General features: G+C 46.6%; 22 protein-coding genes. 13 read left to right on the top strand and 9 right to left on the bottom strand.

Annotation, left to right across the window (positions count from 1 at the left end):
• Positions 1-27: 27 nt before the first annotated feature.
• Entirely contained in the window at positions 28-957 is a 930-nt protein-coding gene (locus tag PV783_RS31260; RefSeq protein WP_079471967.1) for an aspartate carbamoyltransferase catalytic subunit, read from the top strand.
• A gap of 95 nt (positions 958-1,052) precedes the next feature.
• Positions 1,053-1,568 (top strand): hypothetical protein, encoded by a 516-nt coding sequence (locus tag PV783_RS31255; protein ID WP_420990767.1) that lies wholly within the window; start codon positions 1,053-1,055, stop codon positions 1,566-1,568.
• Between the two features lie 12 nt (positions 1,569-1,580).
• On the opposite strand, the gene PV783_RS31250 is transcribed toward PV783_RS31255, so the two are convergent.
• The 3 genes from PV783_RS31250 to PV783_RS31240 all read right to left on the bottom strand — a co-directional run bounded on the left by PV783_RS31250 (position 1,581) and on the right by PV783_RS31240 (position 6,587).
• Positions 1,581-4,967 (bottom strand): SusC/RagA family TonB-linked outer membrane protein, encoded by a 3,387-nt coding sequence (locus PV783_RS31250; protein WP_420990766.1) that lies wholly within the window; start codon positions 4,965-4,967, stop codon positions 1,581-1,583.
• Positions 4,968-4,988: 21 nt separating this feature from the next.
• The gene (locus tag PV783_RS31245) at positions 4,989-5,972 is read right to left on the bottom strand and encodes a FecR family protein (RefSeq protein ID WP_079471964.1); all 984 of its coding nucleotides are present in this window, start codon (positions 5,970-5,972) and stop codon (positions 4,989-4,991) included.
• Positions 5,973-6,044: 72 nt separating this feature from the next.
• Positions 6,045-6,587: an RNA polymerase sigma-70 factor gene (locus tag PV783_RS31240; RefSeq protein WP_079471963.1), complete on the bottom strand. Its 543-nt coding sequence runs from the start codon at positions 6,585-6,587 to the stop codon at positions 6,045-6,047.
• Positions 6,588-6,837: 250 nt separating this feature from the next.
• On the opposite strand from PV783_RS31240, the gene PV783_RS31235 reads away from it, so the two are divergent.
• Positions 6,838-7,509 (top strand): hypothetical protein, encoded by a 672-nt coding sequence (locus tag PV783_RS31235; RefSeq protein ID WP_133256188.1) that lies wholly within the window; start codon positions 6,838-6,840, stop codon positions 7,507-7,509.
• A gap of 214 nt (positions 7,510-7,723) precedes the next feature.
• On the opposite strand, the gene PV783_RS31230 is transcribed toward PV783_RS31235, so the two are convergent.
• Positions 7,724-7,996 carry a hypothetical protein gene (locus PV783_RS31230; protein WP_420990765.1) on the bottom strand — a complete coding sequence of 91 codons (273 nt, stop codon included), beginning with the start codon at positions 7,994-7,996 and terminating at the stop codon, positions 7,724-7,726.
• Between the two features lie 143 nt (positions 7,997-8,139).
• Here PV783_RS31230 and PV783_RS31225 point away from each other — a divergent pair, with 143 nt between their 5' ends.
• From PV783_RS31225 to PV783_RS31200, 6 genes are all read left to right on the top strand, one after another.
• Positions 8,140-8,355, top strand: coding sequence for a helix-turn-helix transcriptional regulator (locus PV783_RS31225; RefSeq protein WP_079471960.1), 216 nt, complete (start codon positions 8,140-8,142; stop codon positions 8,353-8,355).
• A gap of 316 nt (positions 8,356-8,671) precedes the next feature.
• On the top strand, positions 8,672-9,001 hold the full coding sequence (locus PV783_RS31220; RefSeq protein ID WP_079471959.1) for a DMT family protein: 330 nt from the start codon (positions 8,672-8,674) through the stop codon (positions 8,999-9,001).
• 135 nt (positions 9,002-9,136) lie between these two features.
• Positions 9,137-9,703, top strand: a complete 567-nt coding sequence (locus tag PV783_RS31215; RefSeq protein WP_227024536.1) for an RNA polymerase sigma factor — start codon at positions 9,137-9,139, stop codon at positions 9,701-9,703.
• A gap of 108 nt (positions 9,704-9,811) precedes the next feature.
• The gene (locus tag PV783_RS31210) at positions 9,812-10,843 is read left to right on the top strand and encodes a FecR family protein (protein WP_363436191.1); all 1,032 of its coding nucleotides are present in this window, start codon (positions 9,812-9,814) and stop codon (positions 10,841-10,843) included.
• Positions 10,844-11,063: 220 nt separating this feature from the next.
• On the top strand, positions 11,064-14,306 hold the full coding sequence (locus PV783_RS31205) for a SusC/RagA family TonB-linked outer membrane protein (protein WP_420990764.1): 3,243 nt from the start codon (positions 11,064-11,066) through the stop codon (positions 14,304-14,306).
• Positions 14,307-14,313: 7 nt separating this feature from the next.
• Positions 14,314-15,759, top strand: a complete 1,446-nt coding sequence (locus PV783_RS31200; protein WP_420990763.1) for a RagB/SusD family nutrient uptake outer membrane protein — start codon at positions 14,314-14,316, stop codon at positions 15,757-15,759.
• A gap of 123 nt (positions 15,760-15,882) precedes the next feature.
• On the opposite strand, the gene PV783_RS31195 is transcribed toward PV783_RS31200, so the two are convergent.
• Positions 15,883-18,252, bottom strand: coding sequence for an ABC transporter permease (locus tag PV783_RS31195; RefSeq protein ID WP_420990762.1), 2,370 nt, complete (start codon positions 18,250-18,252; stop codon positions 15,883-15,885).
• Between the two features lie 236 nt (positions 18,253-18,488).
• On the opposite strand from PV783_RS31195, the gene PV783_RS31190 reads away from it, so the two are divergent.
• Genes PV783_RS31190 through PV783_RS31175 form a run of 4 tightly spaced genes read left to right on the top strand, consistent with a single transcriptional unit; the run spans position 18,489 to position 22,997 of the window.
• Positions 18,489-20,966: a PIG-L family deacetylase gene (locus PV783_RS31190; RefSeq protein ID WP_420990761.1), complete on the top strand. Its 2,478-nt coding sequence runs from the start codon at positions 18,489-18,491 to the stop codon at positions 20,964-20,966.
• A 13-nt stretch (positions 20,967-20,979) separates the two neighbouring features.
• Positions 20,980-21,156 (top strand): hypothetical protein, encoded by a 177-nt coding sequence (locus tag PV783_RS31185; protein WP_159454401.1) that lies wholly within the window; start codon positions 20,980-20,982, stop codon positions 21,154-21,156.
• A 3-nt stretch (positions 21,157-21,159) separates the two neighbouring features.
• Complete coding sequence (locus PV783_RS31180) at positions 21,160-21,291, top strand: hypothetical protein (RefSeq protein ID WP_420990760.1); 132 nt, start codon at positions 21,160-21,162, stop codon at positions 21,289-21,291.
• A complete protein-coding gene (locus tag PV783_RS31175) occupies positions 21,288-22,997 on the top strand; it encodes a sodium:solute symporter family transporter (protein WP_420990759.1) in 1,710 nt (569 codons plus the stop codon). The genes PV783_RS31180 and PV783_RS31175 overlap by 4 nt, the downstream gene beginning before the upstream one ends.
• A gap of 176 nt (positions 22,998-23,173) precedes the next feature.
• On the opposite strand, the gene PV783_RS31170 is transcribed toward PV783_RS31175, so the two are convergent.
• From PV783_RS31170 to PV783_RS31155, 4 genes are all read right to left on the bottom strand, one after another.
• The gene (locus tag PV783_RS31170; RefSeq protein WP_079471951.1) at positions 23,174-24,025 is read right to left on the bottom strand and encodes a DUF2911 domain-containing protein; all 852 of its coding nucleotides are present in this window, start codon (positions 24,023-24,025) and stop codon (positions 23,174-23,176) included.
• Between the two features lie 19 nt (positions 24,026-24,044).
• A complete protein-coding gene (locus PV783_RS31165) occupies positions 24,045-24,701 on the bottom strand; it encodes a response regulator transcription factor (RefSeq protein WP_079471950.1) in 657 nt (218 codons plus the stop codon).
• A 118-nt stretch (positions 24,702-24,819) separates the two neighbouring features.
• Entirely contained in the window at positions 24,820-25,629 is an 810-nt protein-coding gene (locus tag PV783_RS31160; RefSeq protein ID WP_079471949.1) for a sensor histidine kinase, read from the bottom strand.
• Positions 25,616-26,122: a hypothetical protein gene (locus PV783_RS31155; RefSeq protein ID WP_133256187.1), complete on the bottom strand. Its 507-nt coding sequence runs from the start codon at positions 26,120-26,122 to the stop codon at positions 25,616-25,618. The genes PV783_RS31160 and PV783_RS31155 overlap by 14 nt, the downstream gene beginning before the upstream one ends.
• Positions 26,123-26,210: the final 88 nt, after the last annotated feature.

Here is a 26,210-nt window from a genome sequence, read left to right as displayed (position 1 = left end):
GATTTCACCCTTTATATTTGCACATTAATGTCACTTTCTGTAAAACACTTACTCGGAATTCGCGATCTGCAGCGCCAGGATATAGAGCTTATTTTTCAAACAGCCGACCAGTTTAAGGAGGTTTTACAAAGACCTATTAAAAAGGTTCCTACGCTACGCGATACAACAATTGTAAATTTATTTTTTGAGAACTCTACCCGCACACGCATCTCTTTTGAGTTAGCGGAAAAGCGCCTGGGTGCAGATACGGTTAACTTTTCTGCCTCCGGATCTTCCGTATCCAAAGGAGAAACGCTGATAGATACGGTGAACAACATCCTGTCCATGAAAGTGGATATGGTGGTGATGCGCCACTCTGCCAGCGGCGCGCCGCATTTCCTGGCCAAGCACATCAATGTGCCCATCCTCAATGCTGGCGACGGTATCAATGAACATCCCACCCAGGCATTGCTCGATGCCTTCTCCATCCGGGAAAGACTTGGTAGTGTGGAAGGCAAGAAGGTAGCCATTTGTGGCGATATCATGCACTCCAGGGTTGCCCTCTCCAATATCTACTGCCTCAAAAAACTGGGCGCAGAAGTAACGGTGGTAGGCCCACCCACACTCATCCCGAAATACATGGCCGCCGCACTCGGCGTAAATGTGAGCTACAATATCCGCGAAGCCCTGCAATGGTGCGATGTGGCGAATGTGCTGCGTATTCAGCTGGAAAGACAAAACACCCCGCTGTTTTCTTCTCTCCGTGAATACTCCCTCGCATACGGCGTAAACCGCGAACTGCTCGATAGTCTGAATAAAGAAATTGTAATCATGCACCCCGGACCCATTAACCGCGGGGTGGAAATAAACTCTGATGTGGCAGACTCTGGTCAGTCCATCATCCTCGACCAGGTAGAAAACGGTGTGGCTATACGTATGGCGGCATTGTACCTGCTCGCAGGAAAGAAAACGGAGTAGCAGGCATACTCAAACAGTAATTACAACTTACTATGTTGCCCAATGAAGAAGAATTTCCTCCGTTGTATTCAACATCCGCAACGCGGCAAACTGTTGTGCTAAAAGTATTTCTGCTGGGCTGTTTTGCAGTGGTGCTGGCCATGCTGCTGGCAGGCGTCGTGTTTTCCTTTTGGATAAAAGAGGTAAGCATCCGGATGCTTACCATAGGTATTGCGGCTCCGGTTTTATGTGGTTTGATATGGATGGCAGTTGCCTCTTACCGGTCTGGTAAGCCCAAATATACACGGGCAGAGGTAAACGCTGAAGGGCTGCACCAGTACGGCGAAGGCGTGCCTGTGCTGTCGTTGTGTTATGAGACGTTGAGTACAAACAGCAGCGGCGGTGTGTACGACGTGCTTTGGACCGATTGGGGTTACAGCGAAACGAATCCGGATCTGTATATTTTTGTCAAAAACGAATCAGGGGCTGTACAACTGCAGGCCGTGCAGTTTAGAATTTTCCTGGTGCCCAATGGGAATGCCCTGCTGGCGCATTTTGTAAGAGGTATTATGCGCTTTCGACCCGATTTGAAAATAGATCCCAAGGTGATGAGCCGCTACCGGATAACATAACGTCCTGCCAAATCAGAAGCCAACAGTCAACCCCAGCGTATATGATCTGAAAAACGGATATACGTTCCCGTTATAACCTCCTGCCTGTTCCGGATCATAATATTTAATCTTCATTTTAGTGGTTTCCCATAAGTCCTGTCCGGAGAAATAAATACGCAGGTTAGTAATCCATATTTTCTTCAGCCAACTGGCCGGTAAGGTATAGCCTACCTGCAGGTTTTTCAGCCGGATATAGGCGCCATTCATTGCCCAGTGGGAGGAAGGGGCGGTATTCTGCTGATCGTTGAGATACAGCCGCGGAAATAATGCATCGGGGTTTTCCGGCGTCCAGTAGTCCTGGTTGATATCCCAGGGCTGCTGCCAGTTGCCGGTAAAAGGAAGATTATAGCGCGGATCGGGCATCACCTTGCGGTGAGCCACCCCCTGGAAGAAAACAGAGAAGTCAAACCCTTTCCAGGCAAAGCCCGCGTCGATGCCGTAGGAGAGCTGCGGATCGGTGCTGCCCAGGTATACCAGGTCGGCATTGTCTATTTTGTTGTCGCCGTTGATGTCTTTGTAGCGAAGATCACCCGGACCGGTGTTTTCATGCTGGAAGGCGTGTGCGCTCACTTCAGCGGCCGACTGGAAATAGCCATCAGACTCATAGCCAAACAGGGAGGAGTAAGGATACCCGGCAATGCCCTGGTTCCAGCCTGCCTGCGGCGCCACATCATTATTCCTCAGTACTTTATTCCGGCTGTTAAAGAGGTTCCCGTTAATATACCAGGTAAAAGGCCCCCGGTCGTCCCGCCAGCCCACATTGATTTCCCAGCCCCAGGTTTTCATTTCGCCACGGTGAAAGTCCAGCGGCCAGGCGCCGTCTGTGGAGGCGGTCAGTACCGGGATCTGCATATCCCGGTTATGTTTGATAAAGTAATCGGCGGCAATCGTCAGCCTGCCTCTGAATAAGGTAGCATCCCAGCCATAGTTATTGGTGGAAATGTTCTCCCATCCCTGTGCCTGGATGATGGGGTTCTTATATGCAAATGGCAGAAAACGCGGCAGGGTATTAAAGCTGAAAGTTTGTAACCGTTCATCGTTGGGGATACTGTTCCAGCTGTTGATATTCCCCAATCTGCCCCATGACCACCTCAGTTTGAACTCATTGAAAAAAGGCAACGCGCGGTTAAACCAGGTTTCGTTATTCAGGCGCCAGCCGGCGGAGAACGACGGGAACGCCTGCCACTGTTCGCCGCCAACAAAGGAAGTACTGTACTGTGATAACCGCGATGCGATGAGGTTTGCTTCCAGTAAGTAGCGGTTGTCGTAGTTATAGCTCATCTTACCGAATATCGACAGTAAAGAACCGCTGGCAGCCAGTAACTGCGTGTATTCGGGAGCGTTATTAAAGTGATTGGAATTGATTTCAGCCTGACTGATATTATAAGATGCAGCTGTATTTTGTGTGGTGTTATAGGTTTCCTGCGTGGCGCCGCCGAGCAGGTGTATATTATGTTTATCTTCTTTTATATCGTAGTCGGCCAGCAGCTGGAGGTTACCGCCTTTTGCTTCCAGCTTGCTTTTCTGCAGCATGTTATGCGGCTGTATGAGCATGGCAGTATCCACACGGTTCCACAGGGCAATGGTATTGCGGCCCAGGTTGTCCTGCAGGGTGTGTTTCTGCGGACTGTAAATAAGCCGGAGGGTGAGTCCTTTTGCGAGGCTGTCGGCCCGCAGCGTAAATACTGCATCTATATAATTATTCTTTTCATCGCGCTCACCGCCATCTTCTAAAACAGCGTATCCCGGTGCGCCGCCATAGGCGTAGTTGCTGGTATTGGGTACATACACCGGCACGTTGCCTGGTCCGCGGAAAATGCCTGCCAGCAAGCCGTTAGGGCCTTCCACCGGCTGTGAAGGGGAGAAGGTATTGGTTTGTGCATACGACAGCCGTGTTTCCAGGCTGAAGTGTTTACTAAAGCGGTTGTTCATATTCACCCGGGCGTTCACACGATGGGTACGGTCCGGGCCAACGGCAAATAGTCCCTGCCGCCCGAAGTAGCCCAGGGATGCAGAGAACTGGTTGGAACTATCGCCGCCTTTTACCGACAGGTTATAGTTTTCGATGCCGGTTCTGCTTTTGGTAAGCACCGGTAAAGGATTGTAGTTATAATAGTATTTGTAGTAATCAGGGTTTTGATAGTCGATCGCATAATGGTTCCCTTTCTTCATCAAATCTATTTCCATAGGGTCCCAGGGAGCGGTTTGACCGGCATTTTCAGCGGCCGTGTTCTGCATGGCGGCTGATTGCCAGGAGGGTAGCCGGTTGGGCAACCGGATGGGAGTTTCAAACCCGCCGAGGGTATTAAAATCCACTTTCAGCTTGCCGGGTTTCCCGGTGCGGGTGGTAACCAGTACTACGCCGCCGGCGCCACGGGCGCCATAAATAGAGGCGGCCGCCGCGTCTTTCAGGATGGATACTGATTCTATGTCGTCGGGATTAATTACGGCGAGGGAACCGGGTACGCCATCGATGATCACGGGGGTATTGCTACCGGAGGAAGAACCCACGCCGCGTACCTGTATGTTAAAGCCTTCGCGGCCAGGCTGACCGTTACTGCGCGTTACCACCAGCCCGGTGGCAGTGCCCTGCAAAGCCGCCATGACGTTGGCTACGGGCCGGCTTCTGAGCCGTACGCCGTCTACCTGCGCAATGGCGCCGGTGATGTTGGCGCGTTTCTGCAGGCCATAACCCAGTACCACCAGCTCGTTGAGTTTGCGCAGGTCGGGTTGCAGCAATACGGATATATTCCTTCTGTCCCTTACGGCAATCTCTTTGGTTTCAAAGCCAATCAGCGATACCTGGAGGATGGCCTGTCCGTTGGCCAGGTCTACTTTGAAGTTGCCGTTCTCCGTAGTGGCGGTACCGTTAGTAGTGCCTTTTTCCCGGATAGATACGCCGCTTAAAGGCTGCATACCGTCTGATACGGAGCCCGTAACGGTCCATTTATCAGGGTTGGGATTAGTATTGGGAGGAGGCGTAAGATCTGCTGCGGTGGCGTTGAGCGGGATAACGATAATTTGTCCGTCTTTTATCTCTACTTTATATTTTGCAGGAGGGAATATCTTGGGCAGTACTTCCAGGAGGGGACTGTTGTGAACGTGTAAGCTAACGCCCTGGCGGGTTTCCAGTTCTCCGGAAGAAATAGCAAAGGTATACTTTGTTTGTTTTTCTATTTCCCGGATCACGGTTTTCAGGCTGGCATTTGTAAACTGAAGGGAAACCTTTTTGGGAGGGGCATTAGTATTCTGGGCCATAGCTACAGCATTGGCCAGTACCAGGATAACAACGAAAATAAAATCAGGCACGCGTCCAAACCTGGAATTGGAGATACGCGCCTGTAGCAATAATTGCTGCATAAATAAAAAGTCAGGCGCGTATTAGTAGATGTCTACCAGGTCGTTTTTATGCGAAATGTTAATTTGAAGGGTTTTTCTCATAATGTCCAGTACTTCGTCCAGCGACATGTTGGGGAAGGTGGCCAGCAGTTTCTTATCAGCCAGTTGCTGATTGCTGATCTTGATCTGTACATTATAAAAATCTTCGAGGGCGTCCGCCACTTCTGTGAGCGGGGTATCATCGAATGTTAAGGTCCGGGTTTTCCAGGCCAGAATATTGTTGTTCTTTTTATGGGTACGGGTATCTATTTCGCTGCCATTATGTTTCAGAGAGGCTTCCACACCGGGGGTAAGGATTACCTTTTTCTCTGTGCCTTTGTAGGCGGCGCTTACTTTTCCTGACTGCACAAATACTTTAACGCCACTGTTGGCGGCTTTTACGTTGAAGGCCGTACCGAGTACCTGTACTTCTACTTCGGGGGCATTTACAATGAAGGGGAGGGCGTCGTTTTTGGTAACATCAAAAAAGGCTTCTCCTTTATCTATTTTAATCTGTCTGTTATCTTTTCCAAATCCGCGGGCGTAGCGTACCTGTGTATGAGCGTTGAGGTAGAGCATAGAACCGTCGGGCAGGCGCAAACTATCCTGTTGCTGGGCGGTGGCGTAGGTTTTATACCCGCCGGGTCCGAGCCAGGTCCAGGTGCCGGCAATGAGCAGCACAGCGGCGGCGGCCCACCAGTACCTGCGGTTCATCCTGATCACGCGGGTATTTTTCTTTTGTGCAGGAAGCGCAGCAGCTACAGGAACCTTATCCAGCATGGTATCCAGTGCCTGCCATTGTCCCTGGGTGTCGAAAGCAGAGGCAGCAGGGAGCGGATCGCCGTGCCACATGCCTTTCATATCCAGGAAGATGTCCAGGTTACCAGCATCCTGTTGAATCCATTCGTTGAGCTGCATTTTGTGCTGCTCATTGTCCGGATCTTCCAGGTAACGGATCACTATATCTATATCTGTTTGATTATTCATGGCTTCTTATTAGTAATACAACCAGGGAACGTTATACCATTAAGCGATAATAAAAAAAATTTCGGGCGCATCCTACGACTTATTAATAAGGTCTACCCGCAATCGTTTTAAAGCTGTGGTCAAATGGGCGTATACTGTATTGATAGAGATATTCAGTTGTTCGGCGATTTCGGCTGGCGACAAGCCTTTCAGGCGGCTCATTTCAAAAACACGGCGGCATTGTTCCGGTAATTTCTCCAGGGCAGAGCGGTATTTGGCTTCCAGTTCCTTATGTTCCAGCAGGGAATGATTATTTTCTGAGGGGCTGGCGGTTTGCATTTGCTCCTTGGCGTATACTTCTTTCCGTTGTTCTTTTTTTATGCGGTTTAAACAGGTGTTAACAGTAGCCCTTGCGAGATAATGATTAATAGGGGCTCTTTCATCCAGGTTTTCCGCACCTTTCCACAAGTTGAGGAAAACATCCTGTACCATATCATTCGCGTCGTCTTCATCTTTTACATACCGGACAGCTATATTATACATAGAAGGGGCGAACTGTTTAAAAACAGCTTCGAATACATCTTTGTTTCTGCTCCGGATGCCTTTTACTATTTCGTCGTTACTCAATTGCAACATGCTTTTGATCTTTTGTCTTGTTTCCGTAGTGCGAAGATAATTTTTAAAATTACTAATTACGAAAGCAGCCAGTATACTGTCTCATAATTCTTTTTTTCACTTTAACATTTCTTTGACTAATGGTAAGTGAATTGTCGGATGTATTGTTATTATACGGCAGCCAACGATGAGGGCATATAACAAAAACCATGCACATTCATCCGGGCCGGGGATATTCATCATAAATATTAACCATACAAAAATTGATGCCATGAAAAAATCAATTGTAGGAACGCTCGCTTTAGCAACAATGGTAATCGGAATGTCTGCTTTTAAAAGTGCTGATGTAACCGCAGTAAAATCTGTAGACAGCACTGCCGCAATGGTAGATTCAATTGCAACAGATTCCCTTGTTAGCCTTGATTCAGTAAAGGTTTTCAGTGTTGATTCATTACAGCGCCTGGATTCTTTAAAAGGATTTGATTCCTTAATGACAGTAGATTCCTTAATGGGAATCGATTCTCTCCAGAAAGTAGATTCCCTGAGCGGAATTGACTCATTGCAGAGAATGGACTCCTTACAGGTAGATTCCCTGAGTGGAATGGATTCCTTGCAGGTAGATTCTTTAACCGGAATCGACTCATTACAGAAGGTAGATTCTTTACAAGGTAAAGATTCCCTGAAAGTACTGGCTGTAGAAGGTGGTTCTATCACTGGTAAAATCACGCCTGCCGACAGTGCTACCGAAGTAGAAGCAGACAATGGTACAGATAAGCTGAAAGGCGCTATCTCCCAGGGTGCATTCACTATCCCGGCTGCAAAAGCAGGTGCTTACACCATTACTATTCTCGGTAAAAGCCCTTACAAAAATGCCGTGATCAAAGATGTAAAAGTTGAAGACGGTAAAGCTACCGATCTGGGCGAAATCAAATTAGAACAATAGTTTTTAATAATGAAATAGCAACCAACAACACAAAATCAGCCCATGATGGAAAACCCATTTTGGTTTGATGCAGGGGGGCCTCTTACGGTCCCTCTTTTTTTTTGTGCGCGGAGGTTGTCTTTCCCAGGATTAGACGGATTACATTGATTACGCTGATTTTATTTTTTTTCTGATTTGGGGGAGAAATAATGTTGGGTTAGCAGCCAATGTGTTCTTATTTTTTCTGGGAGATGACAAAGGCGGCCTCTATAAGCCGGTATAGCTCCGTAAAGCAGGACATCACTTTCATGCGCTCACTCACGGCGCTATAGGGACTGCCAGGGTTTGTAAGGGCTTCGGTTTGTACAGAGGAGAGGATATCGTTGGTTTCGCCCGGCCCAAATAGCTCAAAGTAGTTTTTCAGGACTGTTTCCGGAGAATGGTATTCTTCTTCGGAAAGGCGCAACGGGTTTTGGTTAAAAACAAAGATGGTTAACGGGGATTGCATGGTTGAATGTTTACTTAAAGATAATAATTATTAATTAATAATTAATAAAAGTGGTCTATAAGATTATATTTATTTCTTTGTAATTAATATATGCCTTTAAAAGAACTACATTTTGTTATCTTTAGTGTACAAAATGTAGATTGATGCCTGAAAAGACATTTAACCGGATCAAAATAATGATTGTCGAGACGGGGAGGAGTAACAACTGGTTGGCAAAAGAGCTGGGAGTAAGCATAACCACCGTTTCAAAATGGTGTACTAATACAATGCAGCCTACCATTGAATCCTTATTTGAAATCGCTGCTGCATTAGACGTAGATGTACGGGAGCTATTGGTTAGCACAAAGAAGCACTCTTAATTATATTATAATAAATCCAATAAATCGTCTATAATCCGCTTACATCTCCTCAAATCTTTTAAATCCAAAGTGATCAAATCCCTAAATCAATATAATCAGGTTAATCCTGAGTAAGACAACATCCGCTTTACCCCATACTTCTCCAGTGCCTGGGGCATGCGTCGCACATGCGTATCTCATGGACTGTCCATACTGTTCCCATGCACTCCTCATGCACTCCTCATGCACTCCTCATGCACTATTAATGCACTATCCATGCACTATCCATGCACTATCCATGAAAAAATAATAGTTTTGCGCAAATTTTAAATCACACATGCGCACCATTATCCTGCTCACAGTCTCCAATACTTTCATGACTTTCGCCTGGTATGGCCACCTCAAACACCAGGATGTGGCCCTCTGGAAGGTAATCCTTATCAGCTGGGGCATTGCCTTCTTTGAATACTGCTTTATGGTGCCTGCCAACCGTTATGGCGCCCAGGAGGGTTTTAGCGGCTTCCAGCTCAAAACCATCCAGGAAGTAATCACCCTCACCGTTTTCAGCATCTTCGCGGTCACTTTCCTTAAAGAACCCCTGAGATGGAATTACCTCGTATCGTTTTTCTTCCTCATCGGTGCCGTGTATTTTATGTTTAAAAAGTAGTGCGGTAATAAAGCAGTAAAGTCTATATACTTTAGGATCAATTCATATTATACAAAAAAAGATGTAAGACAAGATCAAATTAAAAAAAAATCTGTATTATCTTTAGGGATCAACTTTCAACCAAAAACCAAATCATTGAGGGAAGAAGCTAATATACAGCTACTGGTGGAACGGGTGGCATCTTTAGGGGATGAACAGGCTTATAAAGCATTGTTCAGGTTGTTTTACAAGCCGCTGAGTCAGTTTGCCTTTTCCATTGTGAAGTCCTGGGAGTCTGCGGAAGAAATTGCGTCAGATGTGTTTATGAACGTCTGGAAGCAGCGGGAACGCCTGCTCCAGGTAGATAACCTCCGGGTATACCTCTATGTATCCACTAAAAATATTGCCCTCAACTACTTAAATAAAGCAGCCCGCACCCAGCACTTCAGTCTCGATGAAGTAACGGTAGACATCAGCGTGAGCTACGCCACACCGGAACAGATCTTCATTTCCGGGGAAATGGTGAAAAGGATAGAAGCCGCCGTAAACGCACTCCCGCCCAAAAGGAAGATGATCTTTAAACTGATCCGCGAAGACGGTCTTAAATATAAAGAGGTAGCCCAGATCCTTGATATTTCTGTGAACACCATCGATGTGCACATGGCCCAGGCACTCAAAAAAATCAGCGAGGTAATTAACCTCTCCTTCATCAAAACAAAATAATTTAAATTTTTTTTTAGACGGAGTAGTAGATTCTTTCAATTTACTTGTCCTTCTATATAATCATGCTTTTGTATCATACACATGGAACAGGAAAGAATATGGCTTTTGATGGGAAGGAAAGTATCGGGCGAGGCCACGATGGAGGAGTTGCGTGAACTGGAAGCATCATTGCAGAAAGACCCGGATCTGAGATATAAATTATCCGTATTGAGCAACTGGCCGCAGCCAGCAAGCAATACGGAATGGGAAACCAGAACGGAACGTGCGTTGGATAAACACCTGGAAAGAATGCAACAGGAGTTTCCGCAGGAAGAATTGCCCGTTAAAAGAGTAAGAAGGAATTTCCGCAAATGGGTGGCTGTTCTTTCTATACTGGTAGTGGTACTGGGAGGCTATTGTATTTATCTCTTATCAGTAAAGTATCCGCAAAAAGCCGGAAAAGCAGCGATGGCGGCCATTTATACCCGCGATGGCTCCCGCTCCCGGGCACAACTGCCCGATGGAACGGAAGTATGGCTCAATGGCGGCAGCCGTTTAACCTATGATCCTGATATGAACAACCTGGGCAACCGGGAAGTTACTTTGGAAGGAGAAGCTTTTTTTGATGTAGCGAAGAATGCAGCCAAACCTTTTTCTATCCATACTTCCAAAATGGATATCAAAGTATTGGGCACCTCCTTTAATGTAAAAGCATACACAGGGGATCATACCACAGAAGCTACGCTGATCACCGGCGCAGTGGAAGTAATACTGAATGATGGCGTGGAAAGGAACGTGAAACTGGCGCCTAATCAAAAGATCATCTTACAACATACACCAGCAGATAAATTGACCCAACCCAACCTCATAGCAGGCTATAAGGTAGAAAATATTCGCAGTAACGCGCAGGACAGCATGGTGGCGGAAACCGCCTGGTGCGACAACTACCTCGTGTTCGACAACGACAACTTCGAAGATATTGCGCTGAAAATGGAACGCTGGTATGGTATTAAAATCCATCTCAACGGGAACAAGTTAAAAGACTACCATTTCACCGCCACTTTTAAAAATGAATCGTTTTCAGAAGTACTGGAAGCGCTGAAGGTTACAACATCATTTCATTGCAGGATAGTAAGCAATGAAGTATTTATTACCCAGTAAAGGGGGAAAGTCAATAGAAAATCGATACCTCTCAGATAAAAAAAAGGGCAAATGCTGCAAACATTTACCCCTTTTGTTGAGATCAAACGGCAGTTAGCTTCACTTGGCAATGTAGTCCTGTCGTAGTTTTATGACCTTTTACAACCTAAATGTATGGAAAAAAATCATACATTATGCAATCCTTTTGCGTCTAAAAACATAGGGAAAAGTTGTACTGATAATGAAACTGGTGTCCTTTATTATTCTTATTACCTGTTTGCAAATAACGGGGAATGTCTTCGGTCAACAGGATCGTCGCATTTCCATCAAAGCAGATTCATTGCCATTGACACGGCTGCTGAAGATGATCGAAAAGAAAAGCGGTTACCGTTTTGTGTATCGCAACGATCTTATTCCGGCAGGAAAAAAAGTGTCGGTGAATGAAACCAATGCTTCGACTGAAGATATTTTAAAGAAGATACTGAAAAACACCGGCCTCACATTTAAGCAGCTTTCTGCCACCCTTGTGGCAATAGCGCCTGAAAACAAAGAGATCAGGAATATCAGTATCAACGGAACGGTAACAGATGTTTTCGGACATCCGCTGCCAGGTGTGAGTTTGCGTATTGCAGGGCTCAATAAGGGAACTACTACAGATGAGAATGGAACATTCCATATGGAAGCGCCTTCCTCAGCAACGTTGATCTGTTCTTTCATCGGTTATGAAGAACAGCGGGTAACGGTAAACAACACTGCTCCCCTCAACATTATGCTGAAAGACGATTCCAAAGGATTGAACGAAGTGGTGGTAGTGGCTTATGGCGTGCAAACAAAAAGTTCTTTGACAGGTTCAGCTACTATGGTCAGTGCTTCATTGTATGATAAAGCGCCCCGTAGCAGCTTCCAGGAAAGCTTACAAGGCAATGTACCCGGCTTACAATCTACCAATGGTTCCGGCCAGCCCGGTTCCATACCCAGTATTCACATACGTGGTATAGGTTCTATTACCGCAGGCAGCTCGCCACTTTACGTGGTAGACGGCACACCTGTGGTAACAGACAACCTCACCGATTATAATGTTAATTCCCTCGCAGGAATTAACAGCGCTGATATCGCCTCTATCTCTGTTTTAAAAGATGCAGCTTCTGCGTCGATCTATGGCTCCCGCGCTGCCAACGGCGTAATATTAATTACAACGAAAACCGGCAGCCTGGGCAGAACAAAGATCAGTGCAACCGTACAAAGAGGCAGCAACCAGCTCACCATTCCGCAGGCCAACTATCCGCTCAATACCAAAGAGATGATGGAACTCCTCCGTGAAGGATGGGCGCACAAAGCAGATGGCACCGGCGAAGCAGGTTTTCAACGGGAACTCCGCGCACGTGGTGTGGATACTACCGTTAATACCAACTGGATCGATGTGCTAACGCGCCACGGAAGCTATACACAGGCTAATCTATCTGCCGCAGGCGGAAGTAATAAAACAAAATTTTATGTTTCCGGCGGCTTATATGATTCCAAATCAGCCCTGAAAGGAGTGGACTATAAACGTATGACGGGTAAGCTCAACCTGAGCAACCAGGCCACCAACCGCTTATCGTTCGACGTTAACCTGTCGTTATCCTACCAGCGCGCAAACGCAGTAGGAGATGTAGGACTGATGGCCAACCCGGTACGCTCACTCGTTCGTTTGCAACCGTGGCTGAAAATTTATAACGCAGATGGCAGCTACGACTTCAGCTACAACAACACCTTTAACCCGGTGGCCGTACTGAATGGCGATACCCGCACAGGTACCATCTATGGCCTGCTCGGAGGCGCCGGCGCCAAATACGCCTTCACTGATTTTCTTTCCTTTGAAACGAAGATCAGTCTCGACCTGAACTACGCCCGCAGCAATTCATTTTTTGCACCGGGATTCGGGGATGGAAGAAATACCAATGGCTGGGTATCGGTGAACAACAGCCTGTGGAACAACTGGGTATCTACAAATATCCTGCGGTTCAACAGACGATGGGGTTACCACGGGATCAACACTTTTATAGGATACGAAGCGCAGAAAACTACCAACAGCGGCAACGCGTCAGCAGCATCTAACCTGCTGCCGGATCTGCAACTGCTGGCAGACGCTTCCAAACCGGAAAGTGTATCCTCTGTATCCAGCGCCAATTCATTAACAGGACTGTTTCTGAATAACAGCTACGATTACAAACAGAAATATTACCTGACAGCCTCCATCCGGAGAGACGCCTCTTCGAGGTTTGGCCGTCAGAAAAGAAGTGCCGCATTCTGGTCTATCGGAACCGCGTGGAATATCTACCGTGAGCCATTCCTCCAGAATGTAAGCGTTATTAACGAACTAAAGATAAGAGCGAGCTACGGCAGCAACGGAAACCAGGCTATTGATAACTATGCTTCATTGTCGCTGTATAGTCCGGCAAATGATTATGACGGGAAACCGGGGTATGTGCTTACGCAATACCCCAATCCCTTCCTTACATGGGAGCAGAACCGGCCATTTAATATAGGACTCGATTTTGCCCTGCTTAAAAACAGGTTGTCCGGTACGGTGGAATATTATAACAGAACCACTTCGCGGTTACTGCTTAATGTACCGGTATCTTCTGCAAATGGTATTACCACTGTTTTTAGAAATAACGGTGAGATGAAAAACAGCGGCTGGGAAATATCTCTTTCCTCCCGCAACATCATCGCAAAAAACGAAAATGAATTCTCATGGCATACAGATGCCAACATCTCTACGCTGAATAATAAAATTACCCGGCTGGATAATCCGATTACCAGCGTGCCGTACAAAAGGGAAGTAGGTACTGATTTCTACCAGTTTTTCCTGGTAGGATTTGCAGGAGCCGATCCGAAAACCGGTGAAGCACTGTGGTATAAAGATGCGTCTAAAACCACTACCACCAACTCTTACGGCGAAGCGCAACGGTTTAACCAGGGAAGCGCCCTGCCAAAATTTTATGGCGGCGTTACCAACTATTTCAGCTACAAAGGATTTGATCTGAGCTTCCAGTTCTTTTATAACTGGGGAAATAAAGTATACGACAACTGGGGCACATTCACAGAATCAGACGGCAGCGGCGGATTTGGCGGCGGCGCAAAAATGTCGCGCCTCATCTACGAAAACCGCTGGCAGAAACCCGGTGATATCACCAACGTACCCAAAGTAGTATTCGGTGGCACACAATCGGGGTTAAGCAACCAAAGCTCGTCCAGGTTCCTGTACGACGGCAGTTTCATCCGGCTGAGGGATGTGATGCTGGCCTACAACCTGCAACAAAACTGGTTAAGGAAAGCCAACATCAACGAAGTGAAAATATATGTACGCGGCAATAATTTATGGACGTATGTAAAAGACAAGTATCTCACCATGGACCCGGAAGTACCGGTAACAGGGGATTACGACCAGCGTCCGCCGGTATTTAAAACCTTCCTGGTAGGATTGGATGTAAATTTTTAAGGTATTCATGCAAAAGAAATATACATACGGGGTACTGATATTACTGGCTGGCTTACTCGGCGCCTGCAGCAAGGATTTCCTTGATCAGAAGCCGGATCAGTCAACAGAAACAGGCCGCGCTATTACCGACCTGCCCGGGCTGCGGGCAGCCATCAACGGCGTGTATTCGCTGATGCAGAATGAAAATTATTATGGACGTACTATGCCGCTGCTGCCGGATCTCCGGTCCGACAATGGTTTTATCAGTGTCATCAACAGCAACCGGTATCGTAACCAGGACCAGTATATTGTTACGGCCAACGATCAGTATACTACCGATTCCTGGAATCAATTATATGCTGTAGTAGCTAATGCCAATATGGTAATTATGAAAGGGCCTTACATTTCCCTGTTACCATCGGCGGCCGACAGCACAGAGGCAAAACAGATTGTGGCAGAAGCATACGCATTGCGTGCGCAGGTGTTCTTTGATATAGCGCGCATGTTTGCGCAACCGTATAATTATACGCCCGGTGCCACTCACATGGGAATTCCTATTGTGACCATCACCAACGTGGATTCGGTGCAGTCGCCCTCACGCAGCAGTATAAAAGATACGTATGCGCAAATCATCCGCGACCTCACCACGGCGATCAGCCGGTTCGAAGAAAGCAAAAGCACCGCTTTCTCTTCCGGACGTATTAATGTGTATTCTGCCAAAGCGTTGTTGTCGAGGATATTGTTGTATAAAGAAGACTGGCAGGGCGCCGCCACTTACGCGAACGCAGTGATCCAGTCCAATAAATACGCATTATTGCCCAACGAAAAACTGGTGAGCGATTTTAAGATCACCAACAACAATGAAACAGTTTTTGAAATCATCAATACCCCGGTAGATAACCGGAATACAGATGGCTTAAGTTATATGTTCAGCCAGGATGGATACGGTGATGTACTCGCAACGAATAACATCTACAATATCTACCAGGCAACAGATGTAAGAAGGGATTTTCTGCAGAAGGGTAAGCGCTCCGGCAACGGTGGCGAAGATCCGGCAAACATCATCACCAAATACAAAGATGTGAGCACGTTTACAGAAAGTATTAAAGTGATGCGGCTGGCAGAATTGTACCTGATCCGTGCAGAAGCAGCAGCACACCTTGGAAGCACCGCGGAAGCACAGGCTGACCTGCAACTGGTGGCACAGCGCGCCGACCATAACGCCCCGCCGGTAACCGTTACCGGACCGGCACTCCTGGACGCAATCCTGTTGGAAAGAAGAAAGGAACTGGCCTTTGAAGGGCACCGGCTGTTTGACTTAATCAGAACAAAACGTTCATTCACCAAATACCTGGCGAGTGACAAAACGATACTGGTAGTGTGGCCTAATACGAAAGTAATATTGCCCATACCACAAAGAGAACTGGATGCTAACCCCAACATACGCAACCAGCAGAACGAAGGTTACAATTAAATCTAAACCGCCTTTGTTAATAATTGGTTTTTGCTTACGAGCTGGTTGGATTTTTGCTTATGAAGAAATAAAGGCCCGGTGGTTCTCACCGGGCCTTTTCTATTTATGCACTAACGTTAACGCCTATTCGGATTTCAAACTCTTCACCGGGTTAGCCAATGCTGCTTTCACTGATTGGAAACTGATGGTGAGGAAGGTGAGCAGGATGATTGAAATACCCGCAATTAAAAACACACCCGCATCTATATGAATGCTGTAGACAAACCCTTTCAACCATTGCGAAGTAGCCCACCATGCCACGGGGAAGCCAATCAGCATGGCGATTAACACCAGTCGCAGGAAATCTTTTGACAGCATCATCACAATAGTGCTCACCGTAGCGCCCAGTACTTTCCGGATGCCAATTTCTTTATTTCTCCGCTGCGCGGTAAAGGCGGCCAGTCCGAATAAACCAAGACAGGAGATGAGAATCGCCAGACCTGCAAAATATTTTGACAACTGGGAGATCTGGTTTTCAGCAGCATATAAAGTCTGGTATCTTTCATCCAGGAATTTATATTCAAATGAGAACCCTGGATTCATTTGCAGGTACAATTCCTGCAGCCTGGCTATTACGGCTTTCTCCCGGCCTGTTTGTATTTTAATCATAAACCGGTTGGCATCCTGGGGAGCCAGCTGAAAAAACAGCGGCTTTACCTCTTCATGAAGCGATTCAAAATGAAAGTCCTTCACAACTCCTCCAATCCGCATGTTATCTCCCCATAATTTAACCTGCTTTCCAATAGGGTCTTTCATCCCCATGAACTTCACTGCTGCTTCGTTGAAGATAAGCATGGAACTATCTGCGCCAAAGTCGCGGGAAAAATCCCGGCCTTCTTTTATTTTTATATCCAGCGTTTTCAACAGGTCATAATTTACAGGTACCACTTCAAATTCGGTGGCATCCTTCAGATCTTTTCCTGGCCATATCACGTCGGAAGTACCGCTGCTATGACCAGTCAACCCATGCCCCATACCTGAGGCGGTTGTTACGCCCGGTATCTCTTTCACCTCAGCAAGAAAACGTTCACTTACCTCATACTGCGACAGCTTTCCTTCTCTCGGAAACGTAACTATATGGTCCCTGTCGTAGCCAAGATTTTTTGTCTGGATAAAGCTGATCTGCCTGTAAACAACTAATACCGCAACGATCAGTATAATAGAGAGGGAAAATTGGAAGACAACCAATCCTTTCCGGATCAGCAGTTCTCCTACAGAGCCGTTGATCTTTCCTTTCAATACCGCAGCAGGCTTAAAACCTGAAAGATGAAATGCAGGATAACTGCCCGCTACTAAACCAGTAAAGAGTGTAATGCCAAGTCCTGCCAGTATCAGTGTTTTATCAAAATGGTACAGCGAAAGCTGCTTCCCTGTAATATTATTGAAAACCGGAAGGAACAATATCACCATTAGAATAGCGAGCAACAGAGACGCAAAAGCCATTAACATAGATTCGCCGAGATATTGAAGAATAAGTGTGCCACGGCCGGCGCCCATTGCTTTTTTAATGCCTACCTCTTTTGCTCTGCCGGATGCTTTGGCGGTAGACAGGTTCATGAAATTGATACAGGCGATCACTAGTATAAAAATGGCAATGATGGAAAACAGGCGTACATAATCTATCCGGCCTCCCACCTGGATACCGTTCTCATAGCGGCCATACAGGTAGTTCTCTGAATAGCGCTGAATGAATGGCGTACGGTAAGTAATTTCACTGTTTGTTTTAACCTTAATGTAGTTGGCGATTTTAGCATTGAACTTGTCAACGTTGGTGCCCGGCTTTAATGTTATAAACGTATAATACCCTGTATTGTCCCAATTATTGGCGTTTTGCTTTATCATATCCAGTGCACGGACGGGTAAAACAAAGTCGAATTGTTCAGACGAATGTTGATCAGGCGCCTTAAATACACCGGAAACAACAAATTTTTGCTGATGCTGGTGGTCTACTGTTTTACCTACCACATTTTTGGAGCTGCCAAACAATTTGGTAGCCATTACATCAGATAACACAATAGATGTTGGATCTGCCAGCACCTGATCCGGATTTCCCTCAATCAGATCATAAGAGAACATATTGAAAAAATCTTTGTCGGCGTATTTTCCTTTAGTCCTTATGCCATCATCATCTTTTACAGAGAGTGTAGATGCCCTCAGGGGAGATATATAGGCGGCATATTCTACCTCAGGCATGTCTTTTTTCAAGGCTTCGGGCATAGGTACCGGAGATGATTTCGCCGTCCAGATGCCGCTTGCCTGCACCCTGTTTTCCAATACCTGGAAAAGCGTGGCGTCTTTCTTATGGAATTTGTCAATGCTTAATTCATCCTGTACCCACACATAAATCAGGAGCGCACAGGCGAGTCCTGTAGATAAACCAATTAAGTTAAGAAAAGCAAACCGGCGGTCTTTGATCAGATTGCGCCAGGCAACCGTCAGGTAGTTTTTTAGCATAGCAGAGAATATGTGGTTCGTATGGCTCCAAAGAGGATGCCATTGCCCGGGACACATATAAACCAAAATAATGTATATTTAGAATATATTTAAATTGTTCGTTTTTGATACAGTCACTGTTCATATATGTACCTGGAGTACAACTATCCTATGTTCTGCTACGCTCATCATATTTATCTTCCCGTCCCACTAATTAATTATTACTTTTGGCCATCTGTAAATTCACGTACCACCAAATGTTTATAAGACGATCTACCGCACTGGTTATAATTTTATTGGCAGCATTGGGTTTACCCGCATTGGCACAGCCTTCACCTGTATGGAACGCAGCCGACATAAAACTGCAATTAAAAAAGTTAGATACGCTGGGAAGCGTATTATACATTGCCGCCCACCCGGACGATGAAAATACCCGTTTGCTCGGTTACCTGGCAAAAGAAAAACTGTATCGCACCGGCTACCTGTCGCTCACCCGCGGTGATGGCGGGCAAAACCTCGTAGGTAACGAACAGTCAGAATTACTGGGACTGATCCGCACGCAGGAACTACTGGCAGCACGCCGCATCGATGGAGCGGAACAGTTCTTTACCCGCGCGCAGGACTTCGGCTTCTCCAAAAATCCGCAGGAAACATTTACCATCTGGAACCGGGAACAGATCCTGGGAGATGTAGTATATATGATCCGTAAATTTCAACCGGATGTGATCATCTGCCGCTTCCCGGCCGATAGTCGCGCCGGGCACGGGCATCATACCGCTTCGGCCATGCTGGCGGAAGAAGCGTATAGCGCCGCCGCCGATCCAAAACGCTTTCCGGAACAGTTAAAAGTGGTGAAACCCTGGCAGGCCAAACGGATCCTCTGGAATACCTTCAGCTTTGGCAACGTGAACACCACTTCCGACGATCAGTTTAAAATAGACGTAGGCGCTTACAACCCATTGCTTGGAAAAGGCTTCGGGGAAATAGCCGCTGAAAGCCGCTCCCAGCACAAGAGCCAGGGATTTGGCGTACCGGCATCCCGCGGCACCTCGCAGGAATATTTCCTGACCATTAAAGGCAACACACCAAAAAACAGCTTACTCGACGATATCAATACCAGCTGGACAAGGATTTCCGGCGGCGCTAAAGTAGGCGCCCTTGTAGACGCCGCACTGGCTGCTTACAACATGGAAGATCCTGCCGCCTCCGTACCAGCCCTGCTGGAAATACGCAGTGCCATTCAGGCTTTACCCGAAGGATACTGGCGCAATCTCAAACTGAAAGAAACCGAGCAACTGATCTATGCCTGCGCAGGCTTATGGGCAGAGGCTTACAGCACATCGCCCACCGTAGTGCCCGGAACCAATATGGAAGCCACCGTGCAGCTGATCAACAGGGGCCCGGTAAAAATAACATTGGATAAGATAGATCTGCCCGGCAACATCAACGCCGGCGATCCGCAACCACTGGCCTTCAATAAATTTACCAGCATCTCCAAAACATTGCAGGTACCCGCCAACACACCGGAGTCGCAACCTTATTGGCTGGCAGACGCACACCCGGTAGGCACTTACATCATCAATGATCCGTTGCTGGTAGGCAACCCGGAGAATATTCCTGCATTGCAGGCGCAAATCCATCTTACTATCGGCGGACAACCATTTACCATTGCACGCGCCTTACAATATAAATACACCGACCCGGTAAAAGGAGAGCTGTACCAGCCGCTGGTAATAGCGCCACCGGTAGTGGCCGATCTCAGCAACCAGGTATATATTTTTACAGATACCAAAGCACAGTCGGTGCCGGTGAAGCTCCGCGCCATGGCCGATAACACACAGGGAACGGTACGCCTGCAATTACCCGCCGGCTTTACCGACGGCAACAGCCAGCCCTTCAGCTTAAAACAGAAAGGGGATGAGGTGGAACTCCGGTTTGATATCAAGCCGGTTAAAGGAGTAGCAGAAAATCATGCAGATACTTTTACCGTTGTAATGACCTGTAACGGTAAAGAATATACGCAAAGCCTGCAACAGATCCGCTACGATCATATTCCCGTAATCACCCTATTCCCTCCGGCGCAGGCCAGGCTGGTATCCGTTAATCTGAAACATAACGGCAACCGCCTCGGATATATCCCCGGCGCAGGCGATATGGTGGCGGCATCGCTCCGCCAGGTAGGATACGATGTAACCGAGCTGGGCGAAAAAGATATCATGAATGGCAGCCTGCAACAATATGATGCCATTATCACCGGCGTGCGCGCTTATAACGTAAACGCACGTATGAAATACTGGCAGCCAAAGCTGATGGAATATGTAAACAACGGCGGCAAACTGGTGATCCAGTACAACGTGAATGGCCCGCTGGTAACCGGCAACCTGGGACCGTATCCGTTCGGACTGTCGCGCGACAGGGTAACAGATGAAAATGCTACGGTAACCTTTAATAACCCGAAAGACCCGGTGCTGCATTATCCAAACGAAATTACCGCCGCCGATTTTAACGGATGGGTACAGGAAAGAGGATTATATTACACGGCTAATGCCGACAAAGCATATGATAAGCCTTTCAGCATGAACGACAAAGGAGAAGGCCCGCTCGATGGATCTACCCTCGTTGCCCGCTATGGCAAAGGATGCTATGTATATACCGGCTTATCATTTTTCAGGCAGCTGCCAGCCGGCGTACCCGGCGCCTATCGTTTATTTGTAAACCTGATTTCTGTAAAATAGGGGATGAAAGAAAATGAGTAAGAAGCATCAACAAAATCGTCCCAGGCTGAAGATCGCTGCCGGCTTTTGTATTATCCTCGGCTTGCTGATAGGATTTACCATCAAGCGCGTACAGGTGGGATTGATCATTGGTATTGCACTGGGACTGTTGACCAGCAGTATGTGGACTAAAAGCAATTCAAACGATTAAACTATGGCAGCAGATAACCTGCAGGAAGAAAAACCGCCGTTGTTTCCATCATGGGGGTGGTGGTACGTATTGGTAATAGCCTGGTTGCTGTTACTGGTAGTATTCTTCTACTTATTCACCAAAACATTTTCATGAGTCCTTTAGATTGGATAGTACTGATTGGTACCCTCACTGTAATTATATTTTATGGTGTCTGGAAAAGCCGTGGCCAGCGAAACATGGAAAGTTATTTCCTGGATAACCAGTCTATGCCCTGGTATATCATTCTGCTGTCGATCATTGGTACCCAGGCCAGTGCCATTACCTTTATATCAGCGCCCGGCCAGGCATATACGGACGGAATGCGCTTTGTACAATATTACTTCGGCTTGCCCCTGGCAATGGTAGTGCTTTGTATTACGTTTGTTCCCATCTTCCATAAACTGAAAGTATATACGGCTTATGAATTCCTGGAACAACGGTTTGATCTGAAAACACGTACCCTCGCGTCTTCATTATTCCTGATCCAACGCGGTTTATCAACCGGTATCAGCATCTGCGCACCTTCTATTATCTTGTCATCCTTACTGGGCTGGAACCTGTACTGGACAAATATGATCATGGGCGGATTGCTGATCATTTATACCGTGGCGGGCGGTACCCGCGCAGTGGCCTACACACAAACGTTCCAGCTGGCCATCATCTTTGGTGGTATGTTCCTCGCAGGCTGGATGGTAGTGCACCTGTTACCGGCGGATATTGGTTTTAAACAGGCGTTGCAGGTATCCGGTAAAATGGATAAGCTGAATGTGATTGTGACGAAATTCGACTGGCAGGATAAATACAATATCTGGAGCGGGGTGATAGGAGGGTTCTTCCTGGCGCTGTCGTACTTCGGTACGGATCAGTCGCAGGTGGGCCGTTACCTTACTGCAAAATCGATAAAAGAAAGCCGTATGGGCCTGCTGATGAATGGCCTGGTGAAGGTACCCATGCAATTCCTGATCCTGCTGATAGGCGCCCTGGTATTTGTTTTTTACCTGTATTTCCGTGCGCCCATTTTCTTTAATGAAGCACAACTGGCAAGGGTGCATAAAACTGAACAGGGGCCGGCGCTGCAGAAGCTGGAAGATCAGTACAATGAACTGGGTTCGTTGAAACAGCAGCAGGTAAAGCAACTGGCCGCTGCGCTGGAAACAGACAACCACGCACAAATTGCCTCCGCAAAAAAAGCATTACAGCAAACGGATGATCAGTCGCAGGAGGTAAGAACGGAAGCGCTGTCGCTCATCAAAGAATCAGACCCTACTGCGGATACCAACGATACCAACTATATATTCCTTCACTTTGTGGTGAACAGTTTGCCAAAAGGGCTGGTGGGATTACTGATTGCCATCATTTTCCTGGCGGCCTGGGGCAGTATTGCTGCGGCACTCAATTCGCTGGCGTCTACCACGGTGATAGATGTGTACAAAAGATTGTACAACGAGCATGCATCAGAAGAGCATTATCTCAAAATATCCAAACTGTGGACATTGATCTGGGGTGTATTCTGTATCCTGGTGGCGCAGTTTGCGGGGAGCCTCGGTAGTTTGATAGAAGTAGTGAATGTGCTGGGTTCCTGGTTTTACGGGGTGATCCTGGGTATTTTCATGGTGGCTTTTTACCTGAAGCGGGTAGGCGGCACGGCTACTTTCTGGGCGGCTATTATCGGGGAAATAGTGGTGTTGGTGATTTACTGGACCGGTACGGTGTCTTTCCTCTGGCTTAATGCGATTGGTTGTATGCTGGTGGTATTGCTGGGTTGGATCTTCCAGTATTTTGTGAATACGCGGAGGTTGTCTGAATCGGGATTAGGCTGATTATACTGATTTCATTGATTTTACTTTTTGGATTTTATAAGGATTTTAAAAGATTAAGGGAGATAAAGCGAATGATCCGCTTTATCTCCCTTAATCTTTTAAAATCAAAAGTGGTCAAATCCCTAAATCAGCTTAATCAGCCTAATCCCGATTCAGACTACCTCCGCGCGTGCTGCTTATTTTAAGGTAGCCAGTAACTTTTTGTTCAACGTTACATAGTCGTCGTTTTTAGCAGTAGTAGCCAGTTCTATTGACTTCTGTGCTGCTTCTTTTGCTACTTTCACATTTTTAGCTTTCGCATTGATGCGGGCTTTCTGATACCATACCCAAAAAGCGTCGGGGCTTTGTGTAGCAGCCTCATTGATCCATTCTACCGCTTTGTTGATGTCTTTACCATTTTCATAGTAATATACGGCTGCCTGGAAGTAAGGTTTCTTTTCGGCGTTCTGCATGGCATCGTTGATCTGTGCGGTAATTTTATCGTCGATGTCCGCTTTGATCACTACGGGTACTTTGGTTTTATCCCAGCTAAGGGCCAGTACTACGGAATTGGAACGTACATTTTCAAATCCGATGGTAAAGCTTTCCTGGCTGAAAGGAGTGGCAACGGGTTTTACGTTTACACGGGCCACATCGTTTTCAGGTTTGTAAGCGGCGGGGCTGGTTACATCGAGGCTGCTGGTCAGGATAACGGTCCATGACTGTGCGCCGGGGATAGAAAGTAAACCATATTTACCAGCTTTCACGGGTACGCCGCCGAAAGTTACATCTTCTCCGAAGGTAACGGTGGTAGCGCTGTTGGCGCCGGTTCTCCAAACTTTACCATAAGGCACCAGGTCGCCCATGATTACACGGCCGTTTTTCAGCGGACGGGAGTAGCTCAGCTCTATATTGGATAAAGCGAAGTCCTGTTTAATGGTTTGCGTAGGACTTGGCGCAGGCATTTTAATGCCCTGGGCCAGGGTAGTGCCGGCATACAACAGCAGCATAGCGCCAGCTGTAGCGGCAAAGGTTCTGATAGTACTCATATTTGGTGGGTATTTAAAACTATTCTATTAATCCGTTACGGAATGCATACAGTACCAGGCCAACGCTGTTTTTAACGTTGATTTTTTCCAGTAGTTTTTGACGGATACCCTCTACAGTACGGGGGCTCAGGAAAATCTGTTCAGAAATTTCCTGGGTAGTCAGTTCATTGCAGATCAGCTTCAGTACTTCCTGCTCCCGGTCATTGAGCTGGATTTCGTTTTTGAGTGTTGGCTTAAATTGTTGTTTGTTTTTGTGTAATACTTTTTTAAGCAGTGCCAGGTTTACGTTATCATTAAAGTAAAATCCTTTTTCAAAGGTGGTACAGATGGCTTCATAGATCTCTTCCGGTTCCGCGTTTTTCAACAGGTAGGCGTTGGCGCCGTTTTCCACCAGGTGTACAATGAAGTTGTCGTCTTCGTACATGGTGAGTATAATGATCTTTACGTCAGGATACTTTTCCTTTACCTTAATGGTGGCTTCGATGCCATCCATATTAGGCATTTTAAGATCCATCAGAATAACATCCGGTTGTTGTGTTTCCATGATCTGCAGCAGATGCAGGCCGTCGTCGGCTTCAAAAACGAAGCTGATATTTTCATAAGGAATCAGTGTGTTTATGACTCCACTGCGGAAGATCTTGTGATCATCAGCAATGGCCACTTTTATGTGTGCCATAGGTGGACAGTTAGAAGATTTGCTATTATTTTATTTAGAATAAATTACTATGAGTCATGTCGTTACAAGCGGGTTCAACACAACCGGATGGCAATTTAGTAATAAAACAACATAAGTATCAACTATTCTGTGCAGGTGACTGATAATTCTCTACACTTATCGTAGCAATGGTACCTTGTGGTGTTCCGGGAGTGAAGTTAATGTTTCCACCGATAATATTGAGGCGGCTTTCAATATTTTTAAGTCCCAGGCTGCCGGTTTTGGTACGGGAAGCGGCCAGCGACGTTAGTAAAGCGCCGTTTCCATTGTCTTCCACGGTGAGGGTAAGCAGGGAAGGAGTGGTTTGATAAGTGATCAGTACTTCTGTTGCCTGTGCATGTTTCAGGATATTATTGATGAGTTCCTGTACTACGCGGTATACATTCAGTGCCTTCTCACGGTCAACGGTTTGCCCGTTGCCGGCAGTTTTAAAAGCTATTTTTACCTGCTTGTTTTTGTTCATCAGGTTGCAGAAGGAGTCCAGCGCATGTGCCAGGCCCAGGTTTTCCAACGCCTGGGGGTGCAGGCTTTGGGAGATGAACCGCAGTTGTTGTATAATGGTGTCTGTGAAGTCTTTGGTTTCCTTAAGCCGCTCTGTTTCGCCGTTGCCGGTTTTCAGCAGTGGCTGCAGGCCGCCCAGGTTGAGTTTCAGCACGGATAGCTGGGCGCCCACTTCGTCGTGCAGGTCTTCCGCAATACGTTTGCGTTCCTGTTCCTGTCCCTGGAGTACTGCGATGAGGCGTTCCCGTTGGAGCTGGAGGTCCTTGTCACGTATATCAAGTTTATGTTGGATAACCATTTTTTGTTGGAGCATTACCAGCAATATCACGATCACTCCCAGCATTAACATTACTGTAGTACCAATTACAATAACATCAATAATTCGCATGTTTTAGTTTTTTGATCTTAGAGAACCCAATATAAAGAAGAATCATTGATATCATTCCAACAATATAATTGATACTCAATATTGCGATGGTCATCCCCATTCTGGCTATTCCCGTGGTGAAAAGCGCCTGCAGGTGGTTATAGCTGATGCAAAATAGAAATTCGGTACAGGCAAAGATGAAGATCCCTGAATTATACCAGAATATTGGTAAAGAATCAATGTATATCGATTTTTCAATAAGATTCCTGTCTCTGAGCAGTTGTAAAAAGAGATAAAGACCATAGGTAAGTACTACAAGCTGCTTCACTCCCGATGAAATGGAGTTAAATGCGCGGACCCCCTCTATGAAAAACAGGTCAAATATAAATATCGCCAGTAACAGGAAAGGCATATACTTTACAATGCTTTTCATAGTGGGGTTAGAAATATTCCGGTAGTAAAATACAGAGAGGATCGCAAACTGGATGAAGTGCATAAGGCTGAAAAACCACATGTTATTCCCGATATACCGTTGTACAAGAACAGACCCTCCGGCAAAGACAATACAGCTTACTATATAAAAAAGCAGGCACCTGGATGAA

Origin of the sequence: Chitinophaga sp. CC14, from assembly GCF_048957795.1 — a bacterium.
Lineage (GTDB): Bacteria > Bacteroidota > Bacteroidia > Chitinophagales > Chitinophagaceae > Chitinophaga > Chitinophaga ginsengisegetis.
The sequence above is the reverse complement of the archived record's forward strand: the minus strand, read 5'-3'. Positions and strand labels throughout refer to the sequence as shown.

Excerpts from the sequence above, each read along its gene's own strand:
- PV783_RS31185 (WP_159454401.1), top strand. The coding sequence starts at position 20,980 with ATGAGTAAGAAGCATCAACAAAATCGTCCCAGGCTGAAGATCGCTGCC.
- PV783_RS31205 (WP_420990764.1), top strand. The coding sequence starts at position 11,064 with ATGAAACTGGTGTCCTTTATTATTCTTATTACCTGTTTGCAAATAACG.
- PV783_RS31220 (WP_079471959.1), top strand. The coding sequence starts at position 8,672 with ATGCGCACCATTATCCTGCTCACAGTCTCCAATACTTTCATGACTTTC.
- PV783_RS31250 (WP_420990766.1), bottom strand. The coding sequence starts at position 4,967 with ATGCAGCAATTATTGCTACAGGCGCGTATCTCCAATTCCAGGTTTGGA.
- PV783_RS31155 (WP_133256187.1), bottom strand. The coding sequence starts at position 26,122 with ATGTGGTTTTTCAGCCTTATGCACTTCATCCAGTTTGCGATCCTCTCT.
- PV783_RS31200 (WP_420990763.1), top strand. The coding sequence starts at position 14,314 with ATGCAAAAGAAATATACATACGGGGTACTGATATTACTGGCTGGCTTA.
- PV783_RS31245 (WP_079471964.1), bottom strand. The coding sequence starts at position 5,972 with ATGAATAATCAAACAGATATAGATATAGTGATCCGTTACCTGGAAGAT.
- PV783_RS31190 (WP_420990761.1), top strand. The coding sequence starts at position 18,489 with ATGTTTATAAGACGATCTACCGCACTGGTTATAATTTTATTGGCAGCA.
- PV783_RS31175 (WP_420990759.1), top strand. The coding sequence starts at position 21,288 with ATGAGTCCTTTAGATTGGATAGTACTGATTGGTACCCTCACTGTAATT.
- PV783_RS31235 (WP_133256188.1), top strand. The coding sequence starts at position 6,838 with ATGAAAAAATCAATTGTAGGAACGCTCGCTTTAGCAACAATGGTAATC.
- PV783_RS31160 (WP_079471949.1), bottom strand. The coding sequence starts at position 25,629 with ATGCGAATTATTGATGTTATTGTAATTGGTACTACAGTAATGTTAATG.
- PV783_RS31195 (WP_420990762.1), bottom strand. The coding sequence starts at position 18,252 with ATGCTAAAAAACTACCTGACGGTTGCCTGGCGCAATCTGATCAAAGAC.
- PV783_RS31170 (WP_079471951.1), bottom strand. The coding sequence starts at position 24,025 with ATGAGTACTATCAGAACCTTTGCCGCTACAGCTGGCGCTATGCTGCTG.
- PV783_RS31165 (WP_079471950.1), bottom strand. The coding sequence starts at position 24,701 with ATGGCACACATAAAAGTGGCCATTGCTGATGATCACAAGATCTTCCGC.
- PV783_RS31260 (WP_079471967.1), top strand. The coding sequence starts at position 28 with ATGTCACTTTCTGTAAAACACTTACTCGGAATTCGCGATCTGCAGCGC.
- PV783_RS31230 (WP_420990765.1), bottom strand. The coding sequence starts at position 7,996 with ATGCAATCCCCGTTAACCATCTTTGTTTTTAACCAAAACCCGTTGCGC.
- PV783_RS31240 (WP_079471963.1), bottom strand. The coding sequence starts at position 6,587 with ATGTTGCAATTGAGTAACGACGAAATAGTAAAAGGCATCCGGAGCAGA.
- PV783_RS31180 (WP_420990760.1), top strand. The coding sequence starts at position 21,160 with ATGGCAGCAGATAACCTGCAGGAAGAAAAACCGCCGTTGTTTCCATCA.
- PV783_RS31225 (WP_079471960.1), top strand. The coding sequence starts at position 8,140 with ATGCCTGAAAAGACATTTAACCGGATCAAAATAATGATTGTCGAGACG.
- PV783_RS31210 (WP_363436191.1), top strand. The coding sequence starts at position 9,812 with ATGGGAAGGAAAGTATCGGGCGAGGCCACGATGGAGGAGTTGCGTGAA.